Below are 13,047 nucleotides of genomic sequence, written 5' to 3' on the forward strand. Positions count from 1 at the left end.
CAAGGTGGGGCCACTGGCCCCACCCTGATGGACTCTGTTTTGCTTCACCAATTGGCCCCCGCTGGCGTCTGCCGGACACGCTCGATGTTCCGAGCGATTTGTTCCTATCGGGGTTGTAGTGCAACCATAAAAACAGCATTAAGGGGAGCCCGCAGAATTCGGAAAAAATCGTACGCTAAGGTTTTCCGAATTCTGCGGGCTCCCCTATCTCATCTGCGCAAGGCAGAACGTGAAGACGGCCGCCCTGGACCTCGCCCGCGAGCGCCAGGCGCACGAGGCCGGCGCGCGGACCCGCGCCACGGCCCACGAGCGGACGCCGCAGCAGGAGCGCCAGAAGGCCGCCAGAGAGGCCGAGCGCGGCCGTGAGGCTTGGACGCTAGGGCAGGGCATGAAAAAGCCCGTAGCGGGCTGCTACGGGCGTCTGACGCGGTGGAAAGGGGGAGGGGATGTTGTCTACATGGCTCTGCTGTAGTGAGTGGGTTGCGCTCCGGCAGCGGTCCTGATCAATCGTCACCCTTTCTCGGTCCTTCAACGTTCCTGACAACGAGCCTCCTTTTCGCCAATCCATCGACAATCACCGCGAGTCCCTGCTCGAACGCTGCGTCCGGACCGGCTTCGTCGAAGGCGTCTATCGCGGCCCGCAACAGCGGCGAGAGCGGAGCCTGTTCAACGGTGCCGCCGCGCTCGCCGGCATCGCTGTCGCCGGCCTGCTCCTCAAGCACGGCCCCAACAGTGAAGTAGCTGATTGTCATCAGCGCATTGACGGCGTCCCCGGCCGAAAAACCCGCCTCGCAGAGGAAGCGAAGCTGCGCGTCGGCCGTTTCCATCTGCGGTGCGCCCGGTCGCGTGCCGGCATGGATGCGCGCGCCATCGCGGTAGGCGAGCAGCGCCTGCCTGAAGCTGCGGGCATTCCCGATCAGAAATGAGCGCCAGTCGTCGTCGGCTCTCGGCACCGAATGCGTATGATTCTCCGCCAGCATGGCTTCGGCCAGTGCGTCGAGCAGCGCCCGCTTGTTCCTGAAGTGCCAGTAAAGCGCCGGCTGCTGAACCCCCAACCGTTCCGCCAGTTTGCGTGTCGTCAGACCGTCTACGCCGACCTCGTTCAACAGGTCCAGGGCGGCACGGATCACTGTATTCGGCTGCAACTTTGTCATGCTTGACACTTTATCACTGATAAACATAATATGTCCACCAACTTATCAGTGATAAAGAATCCGCGCGTTCAATCGGACCAGCGGAGGCTGGTCCGGAGGCCAGACGTGAAACCCAACAGACCCCTGATCGTAATTCTGAGCACTGTCGCGCTCGACGCTGTCGGCATCGGCCTGATTATGCCGGTGCTGCCGGGCCTCCTGCGCGATCTGGTTCACTCGAACGACGTCACCGCCCACTATGGCATTCTGCTGGCGCTGTATGCGTTGATGCAATTTGCCTGCGCACCTGTGCTGGGCGCGCTGTCGGATCGTTTCGGGCGGCGGCCGGTCTTGCTCGTCTCGCTGGCCGGCGCTGCTGTCGACTACGCCATCATGGCGACGGCGCCTTTCCTTTGGGTTCTCTATATCGGGCGGATCGTGGCCGGCATCACCGGGGCGACTGGGGCGGTAGCCGGCGCTTATATTGCCGATATCACTGATGGCGATGAGCGCGCGCGGCACTTCGGCTTCATGAGCGCCTGTTTCGGGTTCGGGATGGTCGCGGGACCTGTGCTCGGTGGGCTGATGGGCGGTTTCTCCCCCCACGCTCCGTTCTTCGCCGCGGCAGCCTTGAACGGCCTCAATTTCCTGACGGGCTGTTTCCTTTTGCCGGAGTCGCACAAAGGCGAACGCCGGCCGTTACGCCGGGAGGCTCTCAACCCGCTCGCTTCGTTCCGGTGGGCCCGGGGCATGACCGTCGTCGCCGCCCTGATGGCGGTCTTCTTCATCATGCAACTTGTCGGACAGGTGCCGGCCGCGCTTTGGGTCATTTTCGGCGAGGATCGCTTTCACTGGGACGCGACCACGATCGGCATTTCGCTTGCCGCATTTGGCATTCTGCATTCACTCGCCCAGGCAATGATCACCGGCCCTGTAGCCGCCCGGCTCGGCGAAAGGCGGGCACTCATGCTCGGAATGATTGCCGACGGCACAGGCTACATCCTGCTTGCCTTCGCGACACGGGGATGGATGGCGTTCCCGATCATGGTCCTGCTTGCTTCGGGTGGCATCGGAATGCCGGCGCTGCAAGCAATGTTGTCCAGGCAGGTGGATGAGGAACGTCAGGGGCAGCTGCAAGGCTCACTGGCGGCGCTCACCAGCCTGACCTCGATCGTCGGACCCCTCCTCTTCACGGCGATCTATGCGGCTTCTATAACAACGTGGAACGGGTGGGCATGGATTGCAGGCGCTGCCCTCTACTTGCTCTGCCTGCCGGCGCTGCGTCGCGGGCTTTGGAGCGGCGCAGGGCAACGAGCCGATCGCTGATCGTGGAAACGATAGGCCTATGCCATGCGGGTCAAGGCGACTTCCGGCAAGCTATACGCGCCCTAGGAGTGCGGTTGGAACGTTGGCCCAGCCAGATACTCCCGATCACGAGCAGGACGCCGATGATTTGAAGCGCACTCAGCGTCTGATCCAAGAACAACCATCCTAGCAACACGGCGGTCCCCGGGCTGAGAAAGCCCAGTAAGGAAACAACTGTAGGTTCGAGTCGCGAGATCCCCCGGAACCAAAGGAAGTAGGTTAAACCCGCTCCGATCAGGCCGAGCCACGCCAGGCCGAGAACATTGGTTCCTGTAGGCATCGGGATTGGCGGATCAAACACTAAAGCTACTGGAACGAGCAGAAGTCCTCCGGCCGCCAGTTGCCAGGCGGTAAAGGTGAGCAGAGGCACGGGAGGTTGCCACTTGCGGGTCAGCACGGTTCCGAACGCCATGGAAACCGCCCCCGCCAGGCCCGCTGCGACGCCGACAGGATCTAGCGCTGCGTTTGGTGTCAACACCAACAGCGCCACGCCCGCAGTTCCGCAAATAGCCCCCAGGACCGCCATCAATCGTATCGGGCTACCTAGCAGAGCGGCAGAGATGAACACGACCATCAGCGGCTGCACAGCGCCTACCGTCGCCGCGACCCCGCCCGGCAGGCGGTAGACCGAAATAAACAACAAGCTCCAGAATAGCGAAATATTAAGTGCGCCGAGGATGAAGATGCGCATCCACCAGATTCCCGTTGGAATCTGTCGGACGATCATCACGAGCAATAAACCCGCCGGCAACGCCCGCAGCATCGCGACCGTCATCGGTGAGAAGTTCGGCAGGTATTGGGTGGTGACAATGTAGGTGCTGCCCCAAATGGCAGGTGCTATCGCTGTGAACAATAAATCGGGCGTGCGTAATGACATGCGATTACAAGACCTCCGCTACGGCGATGGGTTTTTGAGAGTTGCAGGCGCCGCGATGACCGCACCCTGACTTGGACTGGCCCTGCCTCGCACCAATCCACCTGCGGCTATGGCCGCGATCATGCGAGGCCCGAAAATTACACGACCTGTACACGTCCGCCGAACCCGGAACGCAACAGAGCTTCGTGGGCATCCCGATCCGGGTCGTAGCAGCAGTCCTGGACCAAACGCACGTCGTAGTCCGCATCACTAGCCCAGGCGACGCTTGAAAGAACAACGCCGGTGGTGCTTATCCCGGCCATGACAAGCGTGCTTACGCCGCGCGTCCGAAGGTCGGCGTCGAGCGCCGTGCCATAAAAGACGCTGGCTCGCGGACATGCATAGAAAAGGTCGCCCCGTTCGATCGCAAGCCCTTCGACGGGCAGACCGGTGCGAAATCGTCCGCTCGGGAGATACGGTGAGATTTGGCGATTCGTCGCCGGCGGCGCATGTTCATACTCTTCGCCGAGCGAAAAGTTGGGGAACAGCACGGGCCGGCCGCGCAAGGCGTGCTGGCAGCCGTGCAGACCCTGCGTGAGATGAACGCCGACAACCTGCGCAAGGTGCCGGCCGATGCACCCACGGCCTTCATCAAGCCGCGCTGGAAGCCGCTGGTGATCACCCCGGAAGGCCTCGACCGGAAATTCTACGAAATCTGCGCCCTGTCCGAGCTGAAGAACGCCCTGCGCTCCGGCGACATCTGGGTCAAGGGCTCGCGGCAGTTCCGCGACTTCGACGACTACCTGCTGCCGGCCGAGAAGTTCGCCGCACTCAAGCGCGAGCAGGCCCTGCCCCTGGCGATCAACCCGAACAGCGACCAGTACCTGGAAGAGCGTTTGCAGCTGCTGGACGAGCAGTTGGCCACCGTCACCCGCCTGGCCAAGGACAACGAGCTGCCCGATGCCATCCTCACCGAGTCAGGGCTGAAAATCACCCCGCTGGATGCGGCGGTGCCGGATCGGGCGCAGGCGCTGATCGACCAAACCAGCCAGTTACTGCCGCGCATCAAGATCACCGAACTGCTGATGGACGTGGACGACTGGACGGGCTTCAGCCGCCACTTCACCCACTTGAAGGACGGGGCCGAGGCCAAAGACAGGACGTTGCTGCTGTCCGCAATCCTCGGTGATGCGATCAACCTCGGGCTGACCAAGATGGCCGAGTCGAGCCCCGGCCTGACCTACGCCAAGCTGTCCTGGCTGCAAGCCTGGCACATCCGCGACGAAACCTATTCGGCGGCCTTGGCCGAGCTGGTCAACCACCAGTATCGCCACGCCTTTGCCGCCCACTGGGGCGACGGCACGACCTCATCCTCCGATGGCCAGCGCTTCCGCGCGGGTGGCCGGGGCGAGAGCACCGGGCACGTCAACCCGAAGTACGGTAGCGAGCCGGGACGGCTGTTCTATACCCATATCTCCGACCAGTACGCGCCGTTCAGCACCCGCGTGGTGAATGTCGGCGTCCGCGATTCCACCTATGTGCTCGACGGCCTGCTGTACCACGAGTCCGACCTGCGGATCGAGGAGCACTACACCGACACGGCCGGCTTCACCGATCACGTCTTTGCCCTGATGCACCTGCTAGGCTTCCGCTTCGCGCCGCGCATCCGCGACCTCGGCGAAACCAAGCTGTACGTGCCGCAGGGCGTGCAAGCCTACCCGACGTTGCGCCCGCTGATCGGCGGCACCCTGAACATCAAGCACGTGCGTGCCCACTGGGACGACATCCTGCGCCTGGCCAGCTCGATCAAGCAGGGCACCGTCACCGCCTCGCTGATGCTGCGCAAGCTCGGCAGCTACCCGCGCCAGAACGGACTGGCCGTGGCCCTGCGCGAGCTGGGCCGGATCGAGCGCACGCTGTTCATCCTGGACTGGCTGCAAAGTGTTGAACTGCGCCGCCGCGTGCATGCCGGCCTGAACAAAGGTGAGGCGCGCAACTCGCTGGCCAGGGCGGTGTTCTTCAACCGCCTTGGGGAAATCAGGGATCGGAGCTTCGAGCAGCAGCGCTACCGGGCCAGCGGCCTCAACCTGGTGACGGCGGCTATCGTGCTGTGGAACACGGTGTACCTGGAACGCGCCACCCAGGGGTTGGTCGAGGCCGGCAAGCCGGTGGACGGCGAGCTGCTGCAATTCCTGTCGCCGCTGGGCTGGGAGCACATCAACCTAACCGGCGATTACGTCTGGCGGCAGAGCCGCAGACTGGAAGACGGGAAGTTTCGGCCCTTACGGATGCCCGGAAAACCTTAGCGTACGATTTTTTCCGAATTCTGCGGGCTCCCCGTCTGGAGTTCGGTGTCTGCCGCCAATGGGGATGTCGAGGCGGCTACAAAACGTGACCTTTTCGCCAAGCGTTTATCGCCTGCGGTATTGGCAGAGGCGCAGGCACTGGCTGGCCAGTATGTTGAACTGTACCAACCCAAGCAGTAACCCCATCGGCTAGTGCGTATAAGGGGGCGTTACGTTAAATCGGACGCCCTTTTTGCTGCTGGTCATCCTGCAAGATGACTTGTTTTGCGAGGCGTTATCTCCCATCCTGCGCCGCACTATCCCTTGTCTCGGAATCTCCCCCATGGAAACCATTACCCATCCCACCCTGGTACAACTGGTGGCGGCCGGTGCTGTTCGTGTCGTGATCGCAGTTGGCCAACCTGGCGGCTGGACGCTGCTGGTGCGCTACGGTCTAGCCGAACGTGCCCTGGCCGCCCAGCGCAGCAAGCAGCTCAGAGTTTTTCGCAAGCTCGATACCCTGGTTCTCTACCTGCAGCAGATCGGGGTCTGCCGGTTCGAGGTGGATGCCACGGGCTTCATGGGTGCCCCGAGACAGATCAGGAGCTCTTGAACATAAAAGGCGTTATGCGCACATCAAAACACCCTTCGATTCGCCAGTTTTGGGGGTTGTATAACCCCTAATTGCAGTACTGCAATTGGTGGGATCGGTGGACATTGATGGTTATCTAGTCGCACAATGTAAACATCTGACTACAAGGGGGTGTTATGAGCGTAATGTCTGTCCGTCTGCCGGATGAAGTAGACCAGCAATTGGGGCAGCTGGCCCAGTCTACAGGTAGAACCAAATCATGGTTGGCCAACCAAGCCATTCAGGATTACTTGGCGCGAGAAGCTTGGCAGATCGCGCAGATTGAGGCGGCATTGATCGAGGCTGATTCTGGCGATTTTGTACCGGAAAAAGAGATGGCCGCGAAGTTTAGTCGGTGGGGGATCAATGCGGGTTAAATGGCTACGTAAGGCTGCGCTCAACTTGGAGGATGCGCACGACTTCCTATCGAGAGAAAACCCGATAGTGGCACAGGAGTTTGTGCGCGAAGTGTATCGGCTGGTTAGCCTGTTATCGACTCAGCCGGCCATGGGGCGGCCCGGGCGGGTTCCTGGAACGAGAGAACTCGTGGTGCAGCCCTATCCGTTCCTGCTTCCGTATCGGGTGCAAGGGGATGAGATCCACATTCTGAGGGTATTCCACACCAGACAACGCTTTCCAAGCCAGTTGTGAGTTAGTGGCTGGGTTGAATGAGTCCTTTTTATTGCGGTTCTGGTATCTTGAGCGCTTTCACTGAAAATAAAAAATGGAGTTTTTCATGAGGGTTGTTGTTGCAGTTTTTTTGGCTCTGGCGCTTTCCGCCTGCGGGTCTGCGGACAAACCATTCTTGGGGTTTTGGAAGGTTCAGGGCGACCGCTTTGAATATTTGAAAATCGAGAAAAACGGCGAAGGTCATTTGCTGACAAGGTATGGAAATAGCATTTTGGATGGTTCGGTTGAACGCAAAGAGTTTCCTGCGACCATCAAAGACAATACGTTGACGATTGGGGCGCTTGGCGTCAGTGGCGTTTACAAAGAATCGGATAAAACGTTGGTGCTTAATGGGAAGCAAGTCTTTGCCAAGGTCGATGATGCTGAGGCACTTAAAGTGATCGAAGCCAAAGAGCAGGAAAAGGCGAAGGCAGAGGCCGATTGCAAGGCATTGCAAGAAGAGGTCGATCGCAAGAATGAGGAGCTCAAAGGCAAGAGCAAGGAAGAGTGGAATGCTTACGTGAAATCTTTGGATGGCCGTAAGCCCAAGCGTTGCTGGTTAAAAAATGCAGGAATGGCGTGGTAATCTCATTGCGTTAAGTCCTGTTATTGGGAGCATTGGCGCTGATTTTACACCTTCATTTTTTGAATTTGATTGATCGTTTTTTGAAAATGAAGCTGTCTTGCCACCACCTATAACAGGCTGTTTTTGGTCATCGATAGCTGAGGCTACTGAGTGTCCTCAGCTATCGCGACTGTTTGTTGGCAGTGTTCATCACAATCCCACGTTTTCACCCCCATCACTGTAGACTTGGCATGAAAGCCGATTGTTTTGACGTGCTGCATTGTTCTTCCAATGCAGAGGTCTAAGGTTGCCTAAGTTATCACCACCCCCATTCGATACTGGGGTTATGTGGTCAATTTCCCACCCGTACTTGTTATCTCTATTTCCGTATTGAAAGCGGTTGATCCATGCTCCGCATTGGTCTTTCCTGAATCCTCTGCTCTCGTTTTCTTGAGATACAAAGGTTGCCTTGTTCCATACGGCAGAGATCGTTTCTGTAGACCAGTTGCTCATGTTTGTTACCTCTCACTGGTCTTTTTTGGGGCGATTGAGGGGGATTTTGAACATGCCACCATTAGGTCTGGTGATGCGACGTCCTTTAACTGTGATGTACGGACGGTAGATATAAGCTGAACTTTCTTCGTCTAGTCGTAGCATTTTTTGTGCTCCTCTTTAGAATGCTATGATTTCTTTAGTCTCACTAGATCAATCTGATTGATGAGCCTAAAATCATTGTACCGATCATTTTGATTAGATCAAGCGTTCTCAGGAGGTTTTTGTGGTTAATGATAAAGCTGATGAAAATCAAAAGGTTGCTGAAAGATGGGCGTTTATTGAGCTTCTTCTCATGGCTAAGGGGTGGTTGTCTCGCGCTGATCTAATGAACCGGTTTGGTCTGAAGGAGGCTGCGGCCACGAGGGATCTTGGCGGGTATAGAGAGATTGCATCCCATAACTTGGAATTTAACCCTAGTTTAAAACGTTATGAAATTAAGAGTGCAACATTTAAGAGCGAATACCCTATATCTTCATCCTCAGTTATTTCAAGACTTAAAAGTAAGAAGGTTTCTTCTTACCTTGGATTTGTCGAGCCTCCAATAGTAAGTTTGAAAGATCTTCTTCCCATTCCAGAAAAAGAAGTTGTCTTATCAATATCAAGGGCTATAGCAAATGATTTGTCTATGTCATTTGAATATAGCTCTCTTTCTAGTGGTTTCTCAGTAAAGAAAATCCATCCTAGTAAAATATTTGATGTGAATGGTAAGTTTTATTTGAGGTGTTACGACTATAAGCATGGCAAATATTTGTCGCTATTGCTAAATAGAATTGGAAAATTTATTGGTTATCATAAAAAAGAAGATTCTGTTTGTAGTGATTTGGAGTGGGATGAAAGCGTGTCTATTGAGTTAATACCTCATCCAAAACTAGATGAAAAGGATAAGGATTCTATTGAGCGCGAGCTTGGAATGGTTGGTGGGGTTCTGGTTAAAGATGTGCCCATTGCTTTGTTTGGTTTCCAAATGTTGAAGTGGAAGGTTGATTGTTCTTTAGATAAAAACCTTGATCGTAGTTATTTGTTAGCTTTGAAAAATATGGATGTTCTTGAACGCTTACCTGATGGGATTAAAAATATTGCGCCAGGGGTTAATCCTAGAGCACAATGAGTACATGAGTACATGAGTACATGAGTACATGAGTACATGAGTACATGAGTGCATGAGCTGTTTTGTGCTGTATCACGTACTAGCCTTCGGGTTCTAGAGGTTGAAAGGTGGGGTGATGAAGGTAGTCTCCGTTTTAAATCAGAAGGGTGGGTCTGGTAAAACAACGATAGCAACTCACTTGGCAATGGGGTTGAAGTTGCGTGGGTTTGATGTCGTGCTGGTTGACTCGGATCCTCAGGGGAGCGCTAGAGATTGGGCTGCCGTGGCTGATGGTAATGATCTGCCGGTTATTGGAATTGATCGGCCGACTCTCGAACGAGATATAAAGGCTCTTGGTAAGAGGGATTTTATAGTTATTGATGGAGCACCGCAGGCTTCAGATTTGGCTATATCTGCAATAAGGTCATCTGACCTTATTGTTATTCCTGTTCAGCCATCACCATATGATATATGGGCAGCGTCAGATCTTGTTGATCTTGTTAAACAGCGCATCGATTTGACGGATGGTAAATTAAAAGCGTTTTTTGTTATTTCCAGAGCGATAAAAAACACAAAGATTGGTGGTGAGATTGAGTCTGCGCTTTTGGAGTACGGTTTGCCAGTGTTCAAGTCAAGGGTGTGCCAAAGCGTTTTATTTCCCACCTCTGCTGCTAATGGCGAGACTGTTATACAGGCATCTCCTAACAGCCCATCAGCAGGAGAGATTATGATGCTTACAGATGAGATGGTTTCTATACTTACAGGTGATTAATTATGCTGAAAGCTGGGCGGCCTAGTGTAAAAAAACATGTTGACTTAAAAAGCCTTGAGCTGACAAAAAAAAAGAGGGTCAACTTTGATATTGATGAAAATACGCATTCAAAGTTGAAGGTTTACGCCGCTGAAAATGGCAAGACAATTAAAGATGTTATTGTTGATTGCATAGAAACGCTATTGGCGGCGGAGTCTGGCTCTCAGAAAGCTTGATCAGCTGTGATGATCAAGCGTAGAGTTATGTCCTGAAACGAAAAAACCGCCTTGCAGGGCGGTTTCTTCGAAGGTGTTGCCGGTTGGGGAACCGACTTCACCTGGTAACGGCTCCGTGCGGGAAGCAGCTACCAAAAGTCCTAATCAGTTTAGCGGCCATTCGGCCATTCAATCAAGCTTTTCCCGCAACTCGACCCGTTACCGAAGGCCACCACCTTTGGCGCTTTGTCGTACCCGCACGGATTGGAAGCATGAGTTTGTTGCCGTTTGTGGGTGTGGTTGGTCGGGCAGAACGGGGAAATCTCACATACTGCCCAGCGTGCGATCGCGCACCACAGCCGCCCACGATTCGCAACCGTGGGGCATTTGCAAGCAGAGCGTAACGGGGAACCAACCACGGCCAGCTCTTAAAAAACGGCGCGGCAGTCAGGCCATCAGGCGGGGACTAAAGCAGATGCAGCAAGGACGGGGTGTGTCTCTGGAGCGCGTGAGAGGGAGCTGCCGCAAGCAGTCTCGATAGTCCGGAGCAAGGCGAGTCTATCTTGTGTAACTACGTCATTTTTAACGTAGCCAAGCAGGAGGGCTCTCCTATCTTGAAGCGCAGCGGAAAGATAGGAGAGCCTGCTGACTGTGGAGCTTGGCGACATCCTTTTCGCCGTGGTCTTTCCGTTCTTCATCATAGGGAGAGAACCTTGGCGAGGTGGTTAAGCCCGTTCCCGAAGGGCTGTCCATTAGGCCGTGTTTTTGGCCTGTGGGCAGTAGGGCTTATCCACGGAGCGGGTTTGGTTTTTTCGATCTTGCCCCATCTAGCTTTATCTGACGAATATCCTCGATTACTGCTGCCAGCAGCTCAGGGTCATTTTCCTCTTTAGCTGCCTTGAGGTATGCAGTGATCTCCGCTGTGTTCGTTAGGTAGTCCGTAACTTGGTATGGACTGAATTGGTCTTTTTTCACCCCAATCAAATCGTCGTTTTGACTCATCAGTTTGCCTTTATGATGCGTTTCTAATGAAGTGGCTTAACCTTGTTCCAAGCCGTATCTGGTTCGGGCATTCCCATGACCGTATTTCCTCTATTGACACCCCTGCCTCTATTGCCCTTTTGGCGATCGATTCCGAGTTGAAGCACACCTTTAAGTAGTCCGCCAAGTTGCCGGTTTCAGCTCCCAGCCTATCTAGCAGCGCATCAAGATCAGGATTGTTGTCGTGCTCGAACCTTTCCTTTTCCACGATGGTACTGAAAGCATTGGTTGTCACTTTTTTGACCGCCAATTTTGTTTCAGGTTGGGGGGAGGACTCCACTTTCTTCTTGGCTCTCTTGAGCATGCTTTTGTACGCAGCTACCGCTAGATCTGCACCGGTGACTTCGTTGATGTACTTCGTGACTCGTTCCCAGCCATACAGCCCCTTTGCCGCACAAAAATCATCATAGTGATAGTTGAACGTTACCTGCTTGGACTTAAAACGCTTCTCGCGTAATGCCTGACAGAGCTGCTCGATCTCTTTCATAATTCCTCACAACTATCCAATGTGCCCCATTTTGTACTCCATTATGTGTCCTATGTATCTCTTTGTGTGTCCTATTTTGTGCTCTTTTTTGTAGCCTTCCTTTGTTCGATGTGCTCCATTTTATGTCTCTTTTTGTGCCCTATTTTGTAGTCACGCAGATTTACGACAAGAAAGGCAGGCACGACACCGACTGTATACAGGCACGAGACCGACCGTATACAAACTGCGTTTGTACCGTCGGCGTGCCTGCATCCTATCGGCGTGCCAAAGGGGCTCCCCCTTTGAAACCAGAGTGCGGTTCTACGAACCTGAACAATGCCAGTCAAAATGAGAATTTGATGGTTCGTAATTGTAATTTGATGTTTGGCTGCGTTGGTGTCATAACGTAGATATGAGCCATCAAAACAGGGTTTTTGATATGGAAGAGATCAAGGCGAAGTGGGTATTTGAACAGGGGGGCTTTGCCAAGGCGGTGATCGCCCCGACCCCGATGGGCACCGGCTACCATCTTCACTTAGTGAAGTTTGGCCGCAATGCAGAAACGGAAGTGCTGGAACGCCAGCGTGGAGGATGGCGGGTTTTTAAGACCATCGATGCAGGGGTGAATACGGCGCACACTATCGGTTTTCGCCGCATCGAGGTGGATCTAAGCAGTCGTTAAGGCTGCCGCGCTGCGCTTGCCGACTCCCGAACGAAGCGCGACAGACTGCGCTAGTCGCTCCCGTTCGGGAGTGTTGCCCTGATCTCCACAGGATGGGGCCACTGCCCCCACTCTTGATGGACTCTGTTTTAGGCCCCCGCGGTCTCCGCTAGACGCGCTCGATGTTCCGAACGATGTGTTCGCGGCGAAAGTCCTGCTGCTGTGGTGGGTGAAGAGTTAAGATCTGTCGTGCTGCGTTTGGAGGTTTTGAAGAGCATTTTAAGAACTTATAGGGCGAGTTATGACGAGCATGGATTTTGGTGTCGGACTGTCTATTGGGGAGTCTGGGAAAGGTTATCTTCGTGGCCAGGTCGCCGGATGGAAAGAGCAGGCTTTGAGGATGGAGAGGGAGCTTGATGATGCAAGGCATTTTGGGCATTCACAAACGTTCAAGTACAACGGCGCTATTGAGCTTATCAAGGAAATGCTTGAAGAGATCCAAGAGTCCAATCCCAATTCCCCGTTAGCCAATCGGGATTTTTTGCGGGACAGGCTCAAGGAGCTTGCCTTACAAGATGCCTTGCAGTACGGCTTAGTTCTGGATTATGAGAATGATCGAGTAAGCGATAAACCCTGACGCTTAACAGTGGCCCTATCATAGATGGACTCTGTTTTGCTTCACCAATTGGCCCCCCGCTGGCGTCTGCCGGACGCGCTCGATGTTCCGAGCGATTTGTTCCCGCCACGATGCAATGGGGCGAGCGTTC

Annotated in this window: 16 protein-coding genes and 1 pseudogene; 11 read left to right on the plus strand and 6 right to left on the minus strand. The window is 54.7% G+C overall.

What is annotated here, in order from left to right; genetic code table 11:
• Window positions 1-503: 503 nt before the first annotated feature.
• On the minus strand, window positions 504-1,154 hold the full coding sequence (tetR(A), locus tag OKB77_RS23450; RefSeq protein ID WP_000164043.1) for a tetracycline resistance transcriptional repressor TetR(A): 651 nt from the start codon (window positions 1,152-1,154) through the stop codon (window positions 504-506).
• A 105-nt stretch (window positions 1,155-1,259) separates the two neighbouring features.
• Between tetR(A) and tet(A) the strand changes: the two genes are divergently transcribed.
• Window positions 1,260-2,459, plus strand: coding sequence for a tetracycline efflux MFS transporter Tet(A) (gene tet(A), locus OKB77_RS23455; RefSeq protein ID WP_000804064.1), 1,200 nt, complete (start codon window positions 1,260-1,262; stop codon window positions 2,457-2,459).
• Between the two features lie 31 nt (window positions 2,460-2,490).
• On the opposite strand, the gene OKB77_RS23460 is transcribed toward tet(A), so the two are convergent.
• Both OKB77_RS23460 and OKB77_RS23465 read right to left on the minus strand, forming a co-directional pair.
• Window positions 2,491-3,375, minus strand: a complete 885-nt coding sequence (locus OKB77_RS23460) for a DMT family transporter (RefSeq protein ID WP_000058717.1) — start codon at window positions 3,373-3,375, stop codon at window positions 2,491-2,493.
• Window positions 3,376-3,512: 137 nt separating this feature from the next.
• Window positions 3,513-3,905 carry a cysteine hydrolase family protein gene (locus OKB77_RS23465; RefSeq protein WP_001351729.1) on the minus strand — a complete coding sequence of 131 codons (393 nt, stop codon included), beginning with the start codon at window positions 3,903-3,905 and terminating at the stop codon, window positions 3,513-3,515.
• 3 nt (window positions 3,906-3,908) lie between these two features.
• On the opposite strand from OKB77_RS23465, the pseudogene OKB77_RS23470 reads away from it, so the two are divergent.
• The 5 genes and pseudogenes from OKB77_RS23470 to OKB77_RS23490 form a co-directional block, all read left to right on the plus strand.
• Window positions 3,909-5,660, plus strand: a pseudogene (locus OKB77_RS23470) (Tn3-like element TnAs1 family transposase); the annotation flags it as partial.
• A 322-nt stretch (window positions 5,661-5,982) separates the two neighbouring features.
• Window positions 5,983-6,252, plus strand: a complete 270-nt coding sequence (locus OKB77_RS23475) for a hypothetical protein (protein WP_039062313.1) — start codon at window positions 5,983-5,985, stop codon at window positions 6,250-6,252.
• 155 nt (window positions 6,253-6,407) lie between these two features.
• Window positions 6,408-6,647, plus strand: coding sequence for a CopG family ribbon-helix-helix protein (locus OKB77_RS23480; RefSeq protein ID WP_182936461.1), 240 nt, complete (start codon window positions 6,408-6,410; stop codon window positions 6,645-6,647).
• Window positions 6,637-6,921 carry a type II toxin-antitoxin system RelE/ParE family toxin gene (locus tag OKB77_RS23485; protein WP_068982395.1) on the plus strand — a complete coding sequence of 95 codons (285 nt, stop codon included), beginning with the start codon at window positions 6,637-6,639 and terminating at the stop codon, window positions 6,919-6,921. Before OKB77_RS23480 ends, OKB77_RS23485 begins: the two co-directional genes overlap by 11 nt.
• Window positions 6,922-7,006: 85 nt before the next feature.
• Window positions 7,007-7,525 (plus strand): hypothetical protein, encoded by a 519-nt coding sequence (locus OKB77_RS23490; protein ID WP_201915125.1) that lies wholly within the window; start codon window positions 7,007-7,009, stop codon window positions 7,523-7,525.
• Window positions 7,526-7,714: 189 nt separating this feature from the next.
• On the opposite strand, the gene OKB77_RS23495 is transcribed toward OKB77_RS23490, so the two are convergent.
• Window positions 7,715-8,017: an HNH endonuclease signature motif containing protein gene (locus OKB77_RS23495; protein ID WP_201915123.1), complete on the minus strand. Its 303-nt coding sequence runs from the start codon at window positions 8,015-8,017 to the stop codon at window positions 7,715-7,717.
• A gap of 265 nt (window positions 8,018-8,282) precedes the next feature.
• Here OKB77_RS23495 and OKB77_RS23500 point away from each other — a divergent pair, with 265 nt between their 5' ends.
• The 3 genes from OKB77_RS23500 (at window position 8,283) to OKB77_RS23510 (ending at window position 10,133) form a co-directional block, all read left to right on the plus strand.
• Window positions 8,283-9,167, plus strand: a complete 885-nt coding sequence (locus OKB77_RS23500) for a WYL domain-containing protein (protein ID WP_201915121.1) — start codon at window positions 8,283-8,285, stop codon at window positions 9,165-9,167.
• A 115-nt stretch (window positions 9,168-9,282) separates the two neighbouring features.
• Window positions 9,283-9,918 (plus strand): ParA family partition ATPase, encoded by a 636-nt coding sequence (gene parA / locus OKB77_RS23505; protein WP_068982397.1) that lies wholly within the window; start codon window positions 9,283-9,285, stop codon window positions 9,916-9,918.
• A gap of 2 nt (window positions 9,919-9,920) precedes the next feature.
• Window positions 9,921-10,133 carry a plasmid partition protein ParG gene (locus tag OKB77_RS23510; protein WP_068982398.1) on the plus strand — a complete coding sequence of 71 codons (213 nt, stop codon included), beginning with the start codon at window positions 9,921-9,923 and terminating at the stop codon, window positions 10,131-10,133.
• A gap of 765 nt (window positions 10,134-10,898) precedes the next feature.
• Here the strand turns inward: OKB77_RS23510 and OKB77_RS23515 are convergent.
• Together OKB77_RS23515 and OKB77_RS23520 are read right to left on the minus strand one after the other, a co-directional pair.
• Window positions 10,899-11,114, minus strand: a complete 216-nt coding sequence (locus OKB77_RS23515; RefSeq protein WP_201915115.1) for a hypothetical protein — start codon at window positions 11,112-11,114, stop codon at window positions 10,899-10,901.
• A 10-nt stretch (window positions 11,115-11,124) separates the two neighbouring features.
• Entirely contained in the window at window positions 11,125-11,640 is a 516-nt protein-coding gene (locus tag OKB77_RS23520; protein WP_201915112.1) for a hypothetical protein, read from the minus strand.
• A gap of 418 nt (window positions 11,641-12,058) precedes the next feature.
• Between OKB77_RS23520 and OKB77_RS23525 the strand changes: the two genes are divergently transcribed.
• Together OKB77_RS23525 and OKB77_RS23530 are read left to right on the plus strand one after the other, a co-directional pair.
• Entirely contained in the window at window positions 12,059-12,301 is a 243-nt protein-coding gene (locus OKB77_RS23525; protein ID WP_201915110.1) for a plasmid replication protein RepB, read from the plus strand.
• A gap of 280 nt (window positions 12,302-12,581) precedes the next feature.
• Window positions 12,582-12,917, plus strand: a complete 336-nt coding sequence (locus tag OKB77_RS23530) for a hypothetical protein (protein ID WP_201915107.1) — start codon at window positions 12,582-12,584, stop codon at window positions 12,915-12,917.
• The last annotated feature ends 130 nt before the right edge of the window (window positions 12,918-13,047 follow it).

The sequence above is a fragment of the Aeromonas sp. Y318-3 genome, from assembly GCF_027706185.1.
GTDB classification, from domain to species: Bacteria; Pseudomonadota; Gammaproteobacteria; order Enterobacterales; family Aeromonadaceae; genus Aeromonas; species Aeromonas veronii.